The organism is Clavibacter sp. B3I6, from assembly GCF_030816895.1.
Taxonomy (GTDB): Bacteria; Actinomycetota; Actinomycetes; order Actinomycetales; family Microbacteriaceae; genus Clavibacter.
This window is the reverse complement of the sequence record NZ_JAUSYL010000001.1, coordinates 1128022-1143122: the sequence shown is the minus strand read 5'-3', so window position 1 is coordinate 1143122 and position 15101 is coordinate 1128022. Positions and strand designations below refer to the sequence as shown.

General features: G+C 73.8%; 18 protein-coding genes and 1 tRNA gene. 13 read left to right on the top strand and 6 right to left on the bottom strand.

Annotation, left to right across the window (positions count from 1 at the left end):
- Window positions 1–10 precede the first annotated feature (10 nt).
- Entirely contained in the window at window positions 11–601 is a 591-nt protein-coding gene (locus QFZ62_RS05395) for an Rv3235 family protein (protein ID WP_307502668.1), read from the bottom strand.
- A gap of 206 nt (window positions 602–807) precedes the next feature.
- Between QFZ62_RS05395 and QFZ62_RS05390 the strand changes: the two genes are divergently transcribed.
- From QFZ62_RS05390 to QFZ62_RS05375, 4 genes are read left to right on the top strand one after another with little or no spacing between them, the layout of a single operon-like run.
- Entirely contained in the window at window positions 808–1416 is a 609-nt protein-coding gene (locus tag QFZ62_RS05390) for a hypothetical protein (protein WP_307502666.1), read from the top strand.
- Window positions 1417–1472: 56 nt separating this feature from the next.
- Entirely contained in the window at window positions 1473–2111 is a 639-nt protein-coding gene (locus QFZ62_RS05385) for an SAF domain-containing protein (RefSeq protein WP_307502663.1), read from the top strand.
- Window positions 2108–3691 (top strand): septum formation inhibitor-activating ATPase, encoded by a 1584-nt coding sequence (locus tag QFZ62_RS05380; protein ID WP_307502660.1) that lies wholly within the window; start codon window positions 2108–2110, stop codon window positions 3689–3691. Before QFZ62_RS05385 ends, QFZ62_RS05380 begins: the two co-directional genes overlap by 4 nt.
- 9 nt (window positions 3692–3700) lie before the next feature.
- Window positions 3701–5203, top strand: a complete 1503-nt coding sequence (locus tag QFZ62_RS05375; protein ID WP_307502656.1) for a sensor histidine kinase — start codon at window positions 3701–3703, stop codon at window positions 5201–5203.
- Window positions 5204–5321: 118 nt separating this feature from the next.
- Here QFZ62_RS05375 and QFZ62_RS05370 read toward each other — a convergent pair whose 3' ends face one another.
- A complete protein-coding gene (locus tag QFZ62_RS05370) occupies window positions 5322–5570 on the bottom strand; it encodes a WhiB family transcriptional regulator (RefSeq protein WP_012037746.1) in 249 nt (82 codons plus the stop codon).
- Window positions 5571–5812: 242 nt separating this feature from the next.
- On the opposite strand from QFZ62_RS05370, the gene QFZ62_RS05365 reads away from it, so the two are divergent.
- Complete coding sequence (locus tag QFZ62_RS05365) at window positions 5813–6244, top strand: hypothetical protein (RefSeq protein WP_307502653.1); 432 nt, start codon at window positions 5813–5815, stop codon at window positions 6242–6244.
- A 71-nt stretch (window positions 6245–6315) separates the two neighbouring features.
- Here the strand turns inward: QFZ62_RS05365 and bcp are convergent, their stop codons facing one another.
- Window positions 6316–6795 (bottom strand): thioredoxin-dependent thiol peroxidase, encoded by a 480-nt coding sequence (gene bcp, locus QFZ62_RS05360; RefSeq protein WP_307502651.1) that lies wholly within the window; start codon window positions 6793–6795, stop codon window positions 6316–6318.
- A 152-nt stretch (window positions 6796–6947) separates the two neighbouring features.
- Here bcp and QFZ62_RS05355 point away from each other — a divergent pair.
- From QFZ62_RS05355 to QFZ62_RS05335, 5 genes are all read left to right on the top strand, one after another.
- Window positions 6948–7023 (top strand) — tRNA-Lys (locus QFZ62_RS05355).
- 296 nt (window positions 7024–7319) lie between these two features.
- A complete protein-coding gene (locus tag QFZ62_RS05350; RefSeq protein WP_012298114.1) occupies window positions 7320–7814 on the top strand; it encodes a CarD family transcriptional regulator in 495 nt (164 codons plus the stop codon).
- 132 nt (window positions 7815–7946) lie between these two features.
- On the top strand, window positions 7947–8177 hold the full coding sequence (locus tag QFZ62_RS05345; RefSeq protein ID WP_307502649.1) for a hypothetical protein: 231 nt from the start codon (window positions 7947–7949) through the stop codon (window positions 8175–8177).
- Between the two features lie 256 nt (window positions 8178–8433).
- Entirely contained in the window at window positions 8434–9171 is a 738-nt protein-coding gene (locus QFZ62_RS05340) for an HNH endonuclease family protein (RefSeq protein ID WP_373425941.1), read from the top strand.
- 152 nt (window positions 9172–9323) lie between these two features.
- A complete protein-coding gene (locus QFZ62_RS05335; RefSeq protein WP_307502643.1) occupies window positions 9324–9755 on the top strand; it encodes a hypothetical protein in 432 nt (143 codons plus the stop codon).
- 10 nt (window positions 9756–9765) lie between these two features.
- Here QFZ62_RS05335 and QFZ62_RS05330 read toward each other — a convergent pair whose 3' ends face one another.
- The gene (locus QFZ62_RS05330) at window positions 9766–11298 is read right to left on the bottom strand and encodes an amino acid permease (protein WP_307502641.1); all 1533 of its coding nucleotides are present in this window, start codon (window positions 11296–11298) and stop codon (window positions 9766–9768) included.
- Window positions 11299–11394: 96 nt separating this feature from the next.
- Here QFZ62_RS05330 and QFZ62_RS05325 point away from each other — a divergent pair, with 96 nt between their 5' ends.
- Complete coding sequence (locus QFZ62_RS05325; RefSeq protein WP_307502638.1) at window positions 11395–11964, top strand: hypothetical protein; 570 nt, start codon at window positions 11395–11397, stop codon at window positions 11962–11964.
- Window positions 11965–12040: 76 nt separating this feature from the next.
- Here QFZ62_RS05325 and QFZ62_RS05320 read toward each other — a convergent pair whose 3' ends face one another.
- Together QFZ62_RS05320 and QFZ62_RS05315 are read right to left on the bottom strand one after the other, a co-directional pair.
- The gene (locus tag QFZ62_RS05320; RefSeq protein WP_307502635.1) at window positions 12041–13369 is read right to left on the bottom strand and encodes an MFS transporter; all 1329 of its coding nucleotides are present in this window, start codon (window positions 13367–13369) and stop codon (window positions 12041–12043) included.
- Window positions 13366–13788: a MarR family winged helix-turn-helix transcriptional regulator gene (locus QFZ62_RS05315; protein ID WP_307502633.1), complete on the bottom strand. Its 423-nt coding sequence runs from the start codon at window positions 13786–13788 to the stop codon at window positions 13366–13368. The genes QFZ62_RS05320 and QFZ62_RS05315 overlap by 4 nt, the downstream gene beginning before the upstream one ends.
- A gap of 187 nt (window positions 13789–13975) precedes the next feature.
- Here QFZ62_RS05315 and QFZ62_RS05310 point away from each other — a divergent pair, with 187 nt between their 5' ends.
- Window positions 13976–14161, top strand: a complete 186-nt coding sequence (locus QFZ62_RS05310; RefSeq protein WP_307502631.1) for a hypothetical protein — start codon at window positions 13976–13978, stop codon at window positions 14159–14161.
- 73 nt (window positions 14162–14234) lie between these two features.
- Window positions 14235–15053 carry an alpha/beta fold hydrolase gene (locus tag QFZ62_RS05305; RefSeq protein WP_307502628.1) on the top strand — a complete coding sequence of 273 codons (819 nt, stop codon included), beginning with the start codon at window positions 14235–14237 and terminating at the stop codon, window positions 15051–15053.
- The last annotated feature ends 48 nt before the right edge of the window (window positions 15054–15101 follow it).

The following is a 15101-nucleotide window of genomic DNA, read 5'->3' as shown; positions in this document are numbered from 1 at the left end:
CGTCCGGCGGCTAGAGGACGTTGATGGCCGTGGCCCGCCAGCGGCGGTCGAGCCCCTCGAGTCGGATGGCGACGGCCCGGGCACGGGCGCGCCCGTGGACCACGATGACGGCCTCGATCACGCCGTCGCGGGGCGAGAAGGACGTGACCGTGCCGATCGTGAAGACCGGGCGGGTCACCGACTGCCCCTTGGTCCGGCGAGCCCGGGCGCTGAGCACCACGCGCTTGAGGAGATGGCGGTAGACGTCGTCGCTGACCCAGCGCGCGATCTGGTCGAGCTCACGGGCTCCCGCGAGGATCTCGATGACGCACCGGGTGAGGTTCTCGAGGAGCGGCCCGGACGGCGGGAGGTCCTGGCTGCTGCACGGCTGCCGCCCGAAGAAGTCGTCGACGTCGAACCGCTTGCGGATGGTGCCGCGGACCGCCGTGGTGGCCGGCGCCGTGGCGCTCGATGCGCGGCCGGACGCCGAAGGGGCCGCACCGGCGGCGGCGGGGGGAGGCGGCTTCCGCGCACCGGTTCGGCGCGTGGATGCTCCGTCGGCGCTGCCGGCGACGGTGCTCCCGCGCTCGGGGAGCTCCTCCCGTGGCACTGCTTCACTCATGCGTCACTCCCATCCCGGTGCTCCCCCCGGTCGGGGGACCACGATGACCGTGCAACTCTGACAGCGCGGGAGGCTGCGCGCACGCCCAGGCCGGAACATGTGGAGAACTGAGAGCGGATCTCAAGGAAGCGACCCAAGGTGGCCCGGATGTCCGAGCAGTCACCGCCGCCGCTCCGTGCCCTCCCCGTCGCCGCGGACGGCACCCGATGAGGTGGGAGAACCTCTTCGACGACCTGGAGGGCCAGTGGGAGACGGCGCGACTCGCGGAGGAGCGCGACCAGCGCGCCGAGGAGGAGCGGATGCGCGTCGCCCGCACCGTCCTGCGCGACCGGCTCCGTGCACTCACCGCATCCGCCGGCGCGAGGCCGCTGCGGCTGTCCCTGTCCGACGGGACGTGGATCGACCTCCGTGCGAAGGTGCTCGGTCGCGACTGGTTGTCCGGTGACCTCGTCGTGCCGGGTGAGGCGAGCTCGGGTCGGGAGGAGCGGGCCTGCATCCTGCCGCTCGCCTCCGTCCACGCGCTCGCCCTCGATCGCGAGCAGGTCAGGTCGAGCCTCGCGCCGGTGGCGGAGCTGCCACCCGAGCGGGGCATCGTCGACCGCATCGGCCTGCCGTTCGTCCTGCGCGATCTCTGCCGACGTCGCGCGCGCGTCGAGCTGCGGCTGCGCGACACGGTCGTCGGGGGCACGCTGGATCGCGTCGCACGGGATCACGTCGACGTGGCCGTGCACGAGGCCGGCACGCCGCGACGGGAGTCCTCGGTCTCCGGCTACCGGCTCGTGCCGCTCGCGGCGATCGTGCTCGTGCGGGTGTGAGCCGGCATGTGGACAACGCGCGACGCCTCGGCACGCCGTCCCCGACATTGACCGGCATGCCCCCCACCCCTCGTCCCGCGCGTCCGGCGCGCCGTCCCGTCTGGTTGGATCCCCGCTTCGTGGCCGGGCTCGTCCTGGTGCTCGCGTCCACGGGCGGGGTCGTCGCGCTCCTGCGCTCGGCTGACTCGTCCGTCGTCGTCATGGCCGCCGCCTCCCCGCTCGACGCCGGCAGCACCGTCCACGCGTCCGACCTGGTGCCGGTGCGGGTGCGCATCGAAGGGGACGCCGGCCTCTACGCATCTCCGGACTCCGTGGACGGCCTCGTCGTCACCCGGTTCGTGGGAGCGGGCGAGCTGGTCCCGCGGTCCTCCCTGTCGTCGGCCGACACGCGCACGACCGCCTCCGTCGTCGTGCCCGCGACCTCGGGTGCCGACCACCTCGTCGCGCCCGGCACCGTGGTCGACGTCTGGGCGGCGGCGGCGAAGGGGAGCGGCACCAACGCGTACGACCCTCCGCGGGTGATCGTGTCGGGCGCGACCGTCGCGGAGGTGATCCCGGCCCAGGGCTTCGTCGCCGACCAGGAACGCACGCAGGTGGAGCTGACGGTCCCGCGGCAGGACATCGCGGCGGTCCTCGCCTCGACCGACGCGCGCGACCAGATCACGCTCGTGCCCGTCGGCGACGCGGGGGCGTGAGCGTGGCGTCCCTCATCCTCGCCCTCCCGCCCCGCGTGGAGGACGCCCTGCTCCGCGACGTCGTCGGTGCCGGGCACGTCGTTCTCGCGCGGGTGACGGGGGCGGCCGAGGTCGTCGCCTCCGTGCGCGCCGCGGAGGCGGATCCCCTGCACCTGGTCATCGCGGCGTCTCCCACGACGCTCGACCGCGACGTGCTCGCGGTGCTCGACGAGCGGGGAGCGCGAGCGGTCGCGATCGCCTCGAGCGAAGCCGACCGGCGCAACGCCCACGCGCTCGGGCACCACGAGGTGGTGGACGAGGGCGCCACCTGGCGCGAGATCGAGGAGCTGCTGCTCACGGTGCGTCCGCTCGGGTCGATCGGGGGATCCGCGTCCGGTGTCCGCCGTGCGGACGCCGTCGCCGGCCACCTCGAGTCGAGCGCCGTTGCGCCCCTCGGAGAGGGAGATCGGCCCGACCGGCCCCGGCTCGGCGACGCGCCGCCGCGCACACGACGATCCGCGCGCGGCGCCGCTGTCGAGGTGGAGCCGCGGGCCGACCGGGTCGGCGTGTCCCCGACGCGGCGGAAGCGGGAGCCGGGGTGGCCCCTGCGCGCGCGGCTCGGCCTCGTGAGGCGTCCGCGCGTGCCCGCTCCTGTGGTCCGGGACCGGGACGAGGCCGGCGACGACGACCGACCGTCGGGGCGGGTCATCGCGGTGTGGGGCCCGCAGGGCGCGCCCGGTCGCACGGCGACAGCGCTGGCCGTCGTCGGCGAGGTGGCGGCGGCGGGGCATTCGGCCGTCCTCGTGGACGCCGACGTCCACGGCGGCACGGTCGCCGCCACCCTGGGGCTCCTGGACGAGGCACCCGGGTTCGCTGCGGCGTGCCGTCTCGCGGCGGCCGACAGCCTCACGGTGGAGGAGCTCGATCGCATCGCGCAGGACCACCCGTCGACCCGGGCACCCGGGTTCTCGGTGCTCACGGGCATCTCGCGCGCGGACAGATGGCCGGAGCTCGCCGAGGGACGCGTCTCGGCGGTGCTGCAGGCGTGCCGCGCGTGGCGGGACTGCACCGTGGTCGACGCCTCCTTCAACCTGGAGGACGACGAGGAGATCTCGAGCGACATGTTCGCGCCCCGTCGCAACGCGGCCACGCACGCGGTGCTGCGCGGAGCGGACCACGTGGTCGCCGTCGTCTCGGCGGACACCGTCGGCCTGTCGCGCTTCTTCCGCGCCTACGTGCAGCTGCTCGAGATCGTGGATCCGTCACGTGTCTCCGTGCTCGTCAACCGCGTGCGGCCGAGTGCCGGGGGATGGGACGCGGCCGGTCAGGTCCGCCGCACCCTCGTCCGGTTCGGCAGCGTGGAGGCGGCTGCCTACGTGCCCGAGGATCACGAGGCGCTCGACGCCGCGGTGCTCGCCGGAGCGACCCTGCGTGACGTCGCCCCGCGGTCACCGGCCCTCCTGGAGTGGTCGCGGTTCACGCGGGCGACCCTCCTGCCCGCGGAGGACGCGACCCGGAGGATGCGGCGCGCCGAGCGCTCCGGAGCGCCCCGGCGCCCGGGTGCCGCCGGGGCGGGGGAGGAGCGTGCGCGGCGCGCCTAGGCTGTAGGCGTGTCCACGCTCAGCGATCTCGTGCATGCCCAGGGTCTGTCCTCCGACGCGGATGTCGAATGGCTGCACCTCCTCGTCGGCGACTGGCAGCTCCTCGCGGACCTGGCCTTCGCCGACATCGTCCTGTGGGTGCCGACGGTGAGCGGCAGCTTCGTCGCGGTCGCCCACGCCCGTCCGTCGAGCTCGGCCACGCTCTTCTACCGCGACTTCGTCGGCCAGCCCATCAAGGCCGAGTGGCGGAAGCAGGTCACCGATGCGCACGAGACCGCGCGCATCATCGACTCGTCCGCGCCCGACTGGTACGAGGAGACCCCGACGCGCGTGCGCGCGGTGCCCGTCCTCCGGCGCCTCGCGCAGGGCAGCCCCGAGGTGACCGACACCCCGATCGCCGTGATCACCCGGCATACGAACCTCAGCGAGACCCGCACTCCGAGCCGCCAGGAGCTCACGTTCAACGAATGCGCGAACGACCTGTTCGCCATGATCGCGGATGGCGACTTCCCCGACCTCGGTTCGCCGACGGGACCCCGCCGCGGTGCCCCGCGGGCCTCCGACGGGCTGCTGCGGCTCGACGTCGACGGCATCACCACGTTCGCCAGCCCCAACGCCCTCAGCGCCTTCAACCGCATGGGCTTCTCCGAGGAGCTCGAGGGGGAGTCCCTCGCCGAGGCCACCTCGAGCCTGCTCACCGGCAAGCGGCTCACGGTCGACGAGTCGCTGCCGCTCATCGTCGCCGGGCGCGCTCCGTGGCGCACCGACATCGAGTCCCGCGGCGTCACCGTCTCGCTGCGGGCCATCCCGATCCGCAGCCACGGGGAGCGCGTCGGCGCCGTCGTGCTCTGCCGCGACGTGACCGAGCTCCGGCACCAGGAGCGCGAGCTCATCACGAAGGACGCGACGATCCGCGAGATCCACCACCGGGTGAAGAACAACCTGCAGACCGTCGCGAGCCTCCTGCGCATCCAGGCCCGGCGTTCGCACACCGAGGAGGCCCGCGAGGCCCTCGGCCACGCGCAGCGCCGCGTCGGCGCCATCGCCGTGGTGCACGACACGCTGAGCGAGGGCCTCAACCAGAACGTGGACTTCGACGCGGTGTTCGACCGAGTCCTGCTTCTCATCGCCGAGGTGGCGTCGGCGCACAACACCCGCGTGCACCCGAAGATCCTGGGCAGCTTCGGCGTGCTGCCGAGCGCCTACGCGACCCCGCTCGCCCTCGCGCTGACCGAGCTCGTCACCAATGCGGTCGAGCACGGCCTGGCAGGGCGCTCGGGCGAGGTGGCCATCGAGGCGGCCCGCACGGAGGAGACGCTCACCGTCAGCGTGCGCGACGACGGAGTGGGTCTGCCCGAGGGGAAGGTCGGCAGCGGGCTGGGCACGCAGATCGTCCGCACGCTCATCCAGGGGGAGCTCGGCGGGACCATCGACTGGCACACGCTCATGGGCAGCGGCACCGAGGTGACCATCGAGGTGCCCCTGCGCTGGTTGGCGCCCGTCACCGCCTGAGGCACGGCGACGTGATCCGGCCAGGACGGCGGCGCCGTCGGGTGCCGGGGACGACGAGAGCCGGGCCGCCCTGGGGGCTGCCCGGCTCTCGTCGGTGGTGCTGTGGTGCGGCGCGACGTCAGCTGGCGCGACGGGCGCGGGCTGCGCGGCGCTTGAGCGCGCGGCGCTCGTCCTCGCTGAGGCCGCCCCAGACGCCCGAGTCCTGTCCGGTCTCGAGGGCGTACTGCAGGCACATCTCGGTGACGGAGCAGCGGCCGCAGACGGCCTTCGCCTTGTCGATCTGGTCGACGGCCGGGCCCGTGTTCCCCACGGGGAAGAACAGCTCGGGGTCCACAGTCAGGCAGGCTGCCTTGTCACGCCAATCCATAGGGGTGCTCCTCAGGTCGTTACTCGTTGCACGGCGGAATGCCGCGGGTGGGGATGGGGCGAGGCGTCCGGGAACCGCATCGGGACGGGGCACGTGCCCCTCCTCGTGAGATGCTCAGCTTCGGGAATGCGTCCCTTGTAAGCTCGGTTCCGGATCTGCTCACCACCCTGTGAACGAACTCGACCTCGAATATCGTCGCATAGAGCCAACGATCAATCAATAGCTTTGTATGGGAACGTGCTGTGACCGGAACCGGTGATGCCCTCGATCCGCGCGACGTCCCCCGGGGATCGCGCCGATCGCCCGCGGTCGTCCTCCTCGCGGTCCTCGTCGGGCTCGAGGCGGCGCTCATGGCCGGGGTCGCGGCCCTCCTCGTGGTCGACCTGCTGACGTCGTCGCCCGCGTCGCTGGCCGGCGCCGTCGCGCTGATCGCCCTCGCCGCCCTCGCCGCCGTCTTCCTCGGTGCCGTCGTCCGGGGCATCCTGCGCGGCCGCAGCTGGATCCGGCCGGCCGCCTTCACCTGGCAGGTGCTGCAGATCGCGGTCGGCTTCGGCAGCCTCCAGGGGACCGACGCGCGCCAGGACCTCGGCTGGGGCATCATCGTCCCCTCGGTGCTCGTGCTGGTGCTGCTCTTCACGCGCTCCGTGCTGCTCGCCACGGGCCGTCGCGACTGAGACCGGGGTACCGGGAGCCTCCCGGCCTCGGGCGGTACCGCCCGGGCCTCCGGCCGCGCCGCCCTCGGGCGTCAGGCGTCGACGCCGAGCTTCTTCCGCAGCGACGCGACGTGCCCCGTCGCCTTGACGTTGTAGAGGGGGAGCGCGACGCGGCCCTCGCCGTCCACCACGATCGTGGAGCGGATCACGCCGGTGACCGTCTTGCCGTAGAGCGACTTCTCGCCGTACGCGGCGTACGCGCGGTGCACCTCGAGGTCGGGGTCGGACAGGAGCGTGAAGCCGAGCCCCTGCTCCTCGCGGAAGCGCGCCAGGTCCTCCTGCGGGTCCTTCGAGACGCCGAGCACGCGGTAGCCCGCGCGCTGGAGCGAGTCCATGCTGTCCCGGAAGTCGCACGCCTGCGTGGTGCACCCCGGGGTGCCGGCCGCCGGGTAGAAGTACACGATGACGTCCTGGCCGCGGAGGTCGGACAGGGTGACGGGGGCGCCGTCCTGGTCCGGGAGGGTGAAGTCGGGGGCGGGCTGCCCCTTCTCGAGGCGGGCGGTCTCGGTCATGGGGGAGCCTCTCGGTCGGCGGGATCGACCTCCATGCTAGGCCGGGCGGGAGGGGCCGAGCGCGTGCTCCTGGGCCTCGATTGGCGCCGGCCCGCGACGTGGTGCTAGTGTCATCTCTCGGTCCGGTACCCCGTTCGACGGGGTCCTCACCTGCACCTCTAGCTCAATTGGCAGAGCAACTGACTCTTAATCAGTGGGTTCTCGGTTCAAGTCCGAGGGGGTGCACCACACGCTCCGCATCCGGGGCAGCTCGACCTGAGGTCCCTCCTCAGCACCCGCGGTCCGCGTCGGCCGACCGCGTCGGTGGGCGGGGGCGAACCGTGAGAGAATACCGGTCGGACCATCACCGCGGACGCCCCCTGGCGGAGCCCCGCGGCGGCCGGTGATCTCGGTGCACCGGCCACGCTCCACGACGACGCCGCACGGCGCGCGTCGTGGCGCGGGACGCCGGCGCCCACGCGGCTGTGCATGCGCGTGCGCGACATCTCCGGCACACATCTCGAGGGATCGAAGGACAGCACTACATGATTTTCGAAGTAGGGGAGACCGTCGTGTACCCCCACCACGGCGCAGCCACGATCACCGCGGTCAAGACCCGCACCATCAAGGGGGTCGACAAGAAGTACATCACCCTCCAGATCCACCAGAGCGAGCTGGTCATCGACGTGCCCGTCGACAACGCCGAGCTGGTGGGGCTGCGCGACGTGATCGACAGCTCCGGCGTCGAGGCGGTGTTCGACGTCCTCCGCGGCGACGTCGAGGAGGAGGCCGGCAACTGGTCGCGTCGCTTCAAGGCCAACACCGAGAAGATGGGCTCCGGCGACGTGCGCCGCGTCAGCGAGGTCGTCCGCGACCTCTGGCGTCGCGACCAGGACTCGGGCGTCTCCGCCGGCGAGAAGCGGATGCTGGCCAAGGCCCGGCAGATCCTCGTCTCGGAGCTCGCGCTCGCGCAGAAGTCCACCGACGAGGAGGCGTCCGTCGTCCTCGACGGCGTCCTCGCGCAGAGCATCTCCGCCTGACCCACCGCGCGCGTTCCCGCGACGCGTCCCGCCGACGGGCGGTTCCCCGGATCCGGGGAACCGCCCGTCGGCGCATGCGCAGGGCGGACCGCCGCCCGTCGACCGGTGGAGCGACCGGCGTAGGGTGCGATCATGCGCGATCATCCCGAACGACCCGACCACGACGGCCCCATCGAGCAGAACCCCCTGCAGCCCGCGCGTCGTGGCCTGAAGGTGTGGATCTACGTCATCGCCGCGCTCGTCGTGATCGCCGTGATCGCCTTCGCGCTCGTCCGCCTGGCCTCCGCCGGGCAGAACACGCCCGGGCCCTCGTCGCTCGGGGCCGTCGCGGACGTGATCCTGGCGGCGCGTTCCCTGCTCTAGCGCGACCGTCCGTTCCCGGCTCACGGCGCCTCCCAGGTTCTGCTCGCCCGATGGGCGACGCGCACGACGTCCCCTCCCCACGCCCGTCTCGCGTGCCCGGAGCCACGGGTGACGCGGACGGAGGCGTCCGCGTCCGGGCGATCCGGTACCCCTGTCCTCGGGAGGGGGCGAGATGGGGGAGAGTGCGGAACGACGGTGGACCTGGTGCCGGCTCAGGCGGGCGCTCGCGGGGATCCGCGGGGGTCGGCGCGACGCCGTGCGCGTCCTCCTGGCGGCCCTCGCCGTCCTGGTCGTGGCGGTGTCCGTGGTCGTCGGGGCCCGGGAGGCGGTGCTCGGACCGGATGCCGACACCGCCGGGCTCACCGCGGAGGTCGCCGACGGGGCGGTGGTTGACGCGCTCGCGCATGCGGGGCTCGTCCGTGACGGGCGGATCGACACGGCGGCCGTCCGGACCATGACCGACCGGATCCGGGCCGACGGACGCGAGCGGTACCCCCGATACGACCGCGACGCCTTCGGACCCGCATGGGCGGACACCGACCGCAACGGCTGCGACCAGCGCGACGACGTCCTGGTCCGGGACATGACGGGCGAGACCCGCTCCTCCGCCGACGAGGGGTGCACGGTGGTCGCCGGGCACCTGCACGACGCCTACACGGGGCGCGGCATCGACTTCACGCGCGGCGCCCGCACGAGCGCCGCCGTGCAGATCGACCACCTCGTGCCGCTGTCGTGGGCCTGGCGCCACGGCGCGTGGGCGTGGTCGGACGAGCGGCGCGAGCGGCTCGCGACGGATGTCGACGAGCTCCAGGCCGTCGACGGACCCACGAACCAGGACAAGTCGGATCAGGGACCCGCCACGTGGCTCCCGCCGGACGCGGCCTACCGGTGCCTCTACGTCACGCGCTTCGCGTTCGTCGTGAGCCGGTACGACCTCGCCGTGGGCGATGCGGACCGCGCCGCCGTCCACCGCGTGCTGGGAGCGTGCGCGTGACCGTCCGCGCGCCCCGGGCGCCATCGGGGACGGCGGCCTCCGCGCCGGGCGCACCCCGAGCGGCGTCGGTGCGCGCGCGTACGCTCGAGAGCGACGCGGCCGGGCGTCGGCGCGGGCACGGAGTCCGCGTCGGACGACCGGAGGGGATCCGCATGTGGAGCAAGCAGAGCGGCGACGCCGCCGGCGCGATCAGCCCGGTGCCGCGGCATCCGCACGCGCATCCGGTGCGAGGCGCGTGGATCGTGCGGGTCGGCGACGGGCCGGCGCTCGGGTGGGTGCTCCGCCACCGGGCGGACCTCGCCGACCCCTTCACCTACGAGGTGTACGCGTGCGGGCTCGGACCGGACGGGCTGCGCGTCTGGGTCGCGCGGCGCGACTCGCTCAACGCGGCGGTCGCGTGGGTCGTGCAGCACGGCGACGAGATGCTCGCCTTCGGACGCGGGCTCCGACCGGACCCCGCGCAGCCCGCGGCGCCCGGGCCGACGAGCCCCGCCGGCTCCGGCGAGGCGGGACGGAACCGGCAGGACGGCGCGGGCGGGGACGCGGACGCCGAGGTGGAGGACGGCGGCGGCGGATCGCGGTGACGGGTGTGGCTCAGCGCCTCCGCTGGTCGGACGCGTCGCGTCCCGTGACCGGGAACGGGCCCGTGATGCCCTCGCGCACGCGCGCGATCTCGAGGATCCGATCGCGCTGCAGGTACCAGCCCACGACGAGCAGCGGGATGATCACGACGAGCGACGCCACCGTGAGCGTCCCGATGGGCCAGTCGATCGCCATCAGCACGAGCACGCTCACGAGGAACGCCAGCGTCAGCCACGAGGTGACGGGCGCGCCGGGCAGGCGGAACGTGGGCTCCGTCGCCTTGCCCTGCTTGGCCCACGTCCGCAGGCGCATCTGGCACAGGATGATGGTGGCCCAGCCCGCGACGATGCCGAGCGCGGCCACGTTGAGGACGATCTCGAAGGCCTGGTCGGGGACGACCGCGTTGAGGCCGACGCCCAGGAGCGTGATGGAGCCGGTGAGCAGGATCCCGCCGAAGGGGACGCCGCCCTTCGACATGACGGTCGTGAAGCGCGGTGCCGAGCCGTTCATGCCCATCGAGTGCAGGACGCGGCCGGTGCTGTAGAGGCCGGCGTTGAGGCTCGACATGGCGGCGGTGAGCACCACGAAGTTCATGACGGATCCGGCGATCGCGCCGACCTCGGGGGAGCCGAGGCTGGAGAAGAACGTGACGAACGGGCTCTGGTCGGCGCTGTACGCCGTGTACGGGAGCAGCAGCGAGAGCAGCACGATGGAGCCGACGTAGAAGATCGCGATGCGGAAGACGACCGAGTTGATGGCGCGCGGGATGACCCTCTCCACGTCCTGGGTCTCGCCGCTCGCGGTGCCGACGAGCTCGATGGCCGCGTACGCGAAGACCACGCCCTGCACGACGAGGACCACGGGCACGAGGCCGGTGGGGAAGACGCCGCCGTTCTCCTGCAGCACGGTCCAGCCGGTCTGCACCTCGGCACCGCCGACCGTGACGGGGAAGCTCCAGGCGAGCCAGACGATGCCGACGATGAGGAACACCACGAGGGCCGCGACCTTCACGAGCGCGAACCAGAACTCCATCTCGCCGAAGACCTTGACGGCCACCAGGTTGAGCGCGAGCACGATGGCGAGCGCGATGAGGGCGAGGAGCCACTGCGGCGCGGCCGTGAACGCCGACCAGTAGTGCATGTAGAGCGCGACCGCGGTGACGTCGACGATGGCGGTGGTCGCCCAGTTGAGGAAGTACATCCAGCCGGCGGCGTAGGCGAACTTCTCGCCGAAGAACTCGCGCGCGTAGGAGATGAAGGAGCCGGAACTCGGGCGGTGCAGCACCAGCTCGCCGAGCGCGCGGAGGATGAAGAAGGCGAAGACGCCGCAGATCAGGAACACGATGGCGAGCGCGGGGCCCGCGGCGGCGAGGCGCCCGCCGGCACCGAGGAAGAGGCCCGTGCCGATCGCGCCGCCGATGGCGATCATCTGCAGCTGCCGGGGCTTGAGGCCGTGCTGGTAGCCCTCCTGCTCGTGGCTGAAGTCCTGCGCCACGAAGCCGGGGTCGGGCTGGACGGCGCTGCGGTCGCTCTCGCTTCGGGTCATCCGCATACGGTAGTGGCACGGGGCACGCGCCCCGGAACCCGCGTCGCCGGCCTTCCGCGGGCGGCGACATCCGTGATATGCGCCGAGGAGGCCCGCTTGCCGCGCACGCGCAGGACGTCACGCCGAGCCCTGTCCGGGGCCCTCGTCGTCTCCGTCGCGGGGGCGCTCGTCCTGGCGGGGTGTACCGCGGATCCGGGGCAGCCGGCCCCCACGACGGCGCCGCCGACCGCCGGCGCGCCTGACGACTCGAGCGCGCCCGCCGACGGCGGCGGGTCCGCGGCGCTCGAGCCGGAGGTCACGCGCGCGCCCGGTCCGCCCACGGAGGACGAGCTCGCGACCTGCTCGACGCTCGCGCAGGTGCTGCCCGACTCGACGCGGCTCGTGCAGGCGCTCGGCGACGGCGAGGCCGTGGACCCGACGCTCCTCGAGCGGGTCCGCCAGGGGAACGCGTCCCTCGCCGAGATGGCGCCCGAGGGCATGCAGCCGCTCGTGGAGTCGTTCTCGCGGATCGCGGACGAGCTGGACGCGCTCCGGTCCGGTGCCGACACCGACGGGGCCTCGCTCGACACCGGGCAGTACCTCCGCGCGGTCGACGGCTTCCTCGACTACTGCCTCGACGACGTGGGCTACGCGCCCCCGAGCGCCGCGACGCCGCCCGCGCCCTGAGCCGGAGGGGCCGCGCCGGCGGGGCCGCCCGAGCACCGGACCGACCGGCGCTGCCCCGCCCGGGGCGGTGGCCGCATCAGGCGCGGCGGGCGACCGCCTCGTCGGCCTCGATGTCCTCGCGCGCGTCCTCGCGTCGGTCGCGTCCGTCGCCGTCGTGGGTCACCAGCAGGTGCGGCGTCCGGTGGATGCGGTACGTCACGCGCAGGTGCCGGTGCAGCACCAGCCAGGCGATCGCGATGAGGGCGGAGGCGATCCCGCTCGCCGCGCCGACCATGAGCGCCGCCCGCGGGCCCCACTCGTTGGCGATCCAGCCGACGATCGGCGCGCCGAGCGGCGTGCCGCCCACGAAGATCGCCATGTAGACGGCCATGACCCGGCCGCGCATGCGGGGTTCGACGGTGAGCTGCACGGTGCTGTTGGCGCTCGTCATGAGGGTCTGGGAGACGACGCCGACGATGACGAGCGCGCCGGCGAACAGCAGGTACGTGGGGGCGATCGCGGCCAGCGCGGTGGCCAGCCCGAAGAGCGCGGCACCCACGAAGACGAGGCGGATGCGGGGGCGCTCTCGGCGCGCGGACAGGAGCGCGCCGGCCACGGATCCTACGGCGAGGCTCGACGAGAGCAGGCCGAACTCGGTCGCGCCCTTGCCGAACTCCACGCTCGCCATGGTGGAGGTGAAGATCGGGAAGTTGTAGCCGAAGGCGCCGACGAGGAAGACGATGACGAGGATCACCATGATGTCCGGCCGACCGCCGATGTAGCGGAAGCCCTCGCGCAGCTGGCCGCGCGAGCGGGAGACGCGCTCCGGGCGGCGGAGCTCGCCCACGCGGAGGCGGGTGAGCGCCACGAGCACCGCGATGAAGCTCACCGCGTTGATGAGGAAGACCCAGCCCGTGCCGACGCCCGCGATGAGCACGCCCGCGACGGCCGGCCCGATCATGCGCGCGGCGCTGAAGGAGGCGGAGTTGAGCGCCACCGCGTTCGAGAGGTCGTCGTCGGAGACGAGCTCGGACACGAACGACTGCCGGGCGGGCGCGTCGAGGGCGGATGCGACGCCGAGCAGGAGCGCGAAGGCGTACACGTGCCAGAGCTTCGCGTGGCCGGAGAGCACGACGAGCCCGAGACCCAGGCCGAGGACCGCCATGGCGCCCTGCGTGACCATCAGCACGCGGCGCTTGTCGTACCGGTCCGCGATGAGGCCCGCGTAGGGGGACAGCAGCAGCATGGGGCCGAACTGCAGGGCCATGACGATGCCGACGGCGGTCGCGTCGTAGCGGGTGAGCTCGGTGAGGACGATCCAGTCCTGGGCCGTGCGCTGCATCCACGTGCCGACGTTGGACACGAGGGCGCCGGCGAACCAGATGCGGTAGTTCGGGGCGCGGAGGCTCCGGAAGACGGCGCTCACGCGGAGGCCATCCGGTCGAGGAGGACGGCGGCGTCGGCGAGCGTGGCGCGCTCCTCGGCGGTGAGCTCGGCGAGGCGGAGGGAGAGCCAGGCGCTCCGTCGGCGACGGGTCTCCTGCACGACGCGACGGCCGGACGCGGTGACGGACACGGTGACGCGACGGCCGTCGTCCGGCGCGGGGGCGCGCCCGGCGTAGCCCGCGTCGACCAGCTGGTTGACGGTGCGGTTCATGCTCGGCGCGGTGACGCGCTCGATCTCGGCGAGGCGCCCGGGGCTCGTCGGCCCGTCGCGGAGGAGGAGGGCGAGCACGACGAACTGGCTGTCGCTCAGCTCGTGGTCGGCCTTCTCGGCGCGCAGGCGGCGCGAGAGGCGCATGACGCCCGCGCGCAGGCTCTGGCTGAGGTCGGGGGCGTCGGGCATGTCATTAGGGTAGCTCATTAGTCGGGCTAACGATCATGCGACCGTGACGGGATCCTGCGAGCGGGCGGACGACGGACAGGCGGAGTGGCGCCGCGCGGGCGAGCGGGCAGGATGGGGGGACACCGCCGGTCGCGGTGCGCCGCGACGACGCGGCGCGCGCGCCGTGCGACGACGAGGAGGCACGGACATGACCCACCACGACGGCACGACCGACGCGCACGGCGACGACGACGCGAAGATCGGCGGCGAGGGCACGATCCCGGCGGGTGCGACCGGTGTCGCGGCGGGCCACGACGGCGGATCCGACCACTTCGAGCCCGAGGAGGACACGCCGCACCGCACCGACGAGGACGGCGACGGCGCGTCCGCCTAGCCCGCCCGACCCGCGCGTGCCCCGGCCGGCCGGACGGTCGGTCGGGCACGGGGCCCGCGTACCCTGGACCCCCGTGGACACCGCGACCAACCCCCTCGACGGCACGGGCATCGCCTACCGGGCGTTCGGAGCCCGGCCCGACGACGAGGATCCGCGCGACCCCGCCCACGCGCCCGTCGTCCTGGTGCACGGCACGGCGCTGTCCCAGGCGATCTGGCGGGGCTTCGGCTGGGTGCGCGCCCTCTCGCCCGCGCGGCCGGTGATCACCCTCGACCTCCGCGGGCACGGGCGCAGCGGGACGCCGCACGAGCCGGCCGCCTACGCCATGGACCTGATGGTCGCCGACGTCGTGGCCGTGCTCGACGCGGTCGGCGCCCGGGTCGTCCACCACGTGGGCTACAGCCTCGGCGCCCGCGTCGGGTTCTCGCTCGCCGCCGCGCACCCCGACCGGCTGCTCTCGACGTCGAGCCTCGGGGGATCCCCCCGGAGCGGCGTCGGCGTCTTCGACCGCGTGTTCTTCCCCGGCTGCATCCAGGCGCTCGAGGACGGCGGCATGCCCGGCTTCCTCGACGCGTGGGAGCGGCACAGCGGCGAGCCCGTCGACCCCGCGACGCGCGGCGCGTTCCTCGCCGACGACGCCCGGGCGCTCGCCGCGTACATGCGCGAGTCGGAGTGGGACCGGGGCGTGCCCGACGCGGTCCTCGCCGGCTCCGCCGTGCCGCTGCTCCTCGTCGCGGGCACGCGGGACGCCGAGCGTCTGCGGGCCGCGCACCACGTGCGCTCGCTGCGACCGGACGCGACGCTCGTCGAGCTCGACGGGGCGACCCACGCGGGCACCCCGCGGCACCCGGACGCCCTGTCGGCGGTCGAGCGGTTCCTCGCGACCCGCTGACCTCGTGCGGGTCGCGTCGCGCGTCCGGGCCGCGCCCGCGCGTCCGGG

Excerpts from the sequence above, each read along its gene's own strand:
- QFZ62_RS05330 (WP_307502641.1), bottom strand. The coding sequence starts at position 11,298 with ATGACCCGAAGCGAGAGCGACCGCAGCGCCGTCCAGCCCGACCCCGGC.
- QFZ62_RS05345 (WP_307502649.1), top strand. The coding sequence starts at position 7,947 with ATGCGCGATCATCCCGAACGACCCGACCACGACGGCCCCATCGAGCAG.
- QFZ62_RS05335 (WP_307502643.1), top strand. The coding sequence starts at position 9,324 with ATGTGGAGCAAGCAGAGCGGCGACGCCGCCGGCGCGATCAGCCCGGTG.
- QFZ62_RS05310 (WP_307502631.1), top strand. The coding sequence starts at position 13,976 with ATGACCCACCACGACGGCACGACCGACGCGCACGGCGACGACGACGCG.
- QFZ62_RS05390 (WP_307502666.1), top strand. The coding sequence starts at position 808 with ATGAGGTGGGAGAACCTCTTCGACGACCTGGAGGGCCAGTGGGAGACG.
- QFZ62_RS05385 (WP_307502663.1), top strand. The coding sequence starts at position 1,473 with ATGCCCCCCACCCCTCGTCCCGCGCGTCCGGCGCGCCGTCCCGTCTGG.
- QFZ62_RS05370 (WP_012037746.1), bottom strand. The coding sequence starts at position 5,570 with ATGGATTGGCGTGACAAGGCAGCCTGCCTGACTGTGGACCCCGAGCTG.
- QFZ62_RS05395 (WP_307502668.1), bottom strand. The coding sequence starts at position 601 with ATGAGTGAAGCAGTGCCACGGGAGGAGCTCCCCGAGCGCGGGAGCACC.
- QFZ62_RS05350 (WP_012298114.1), top strand. The coding sequence starts at position 7,320 with ATGATTTTCGAAGTAGGGGAGACCGTCGTGTACCCCCACCACGGCGCA.
- bcp (WP_307502651.1), bottom strand. The coding sequence starts at position 6,795 with ATGACCGAGACCGCCCGCCTCGAGAAGGGGCAGCCCGCCCCCGACTTC.
- QFZ62_RS05315 (WP_307502633.1), bottom strand. The coding sequence starts at position 13,788 with ATGCCCGACGCCCCCGACCTCAGCCAGAGCCTGCGCGCGGGCGTCATG.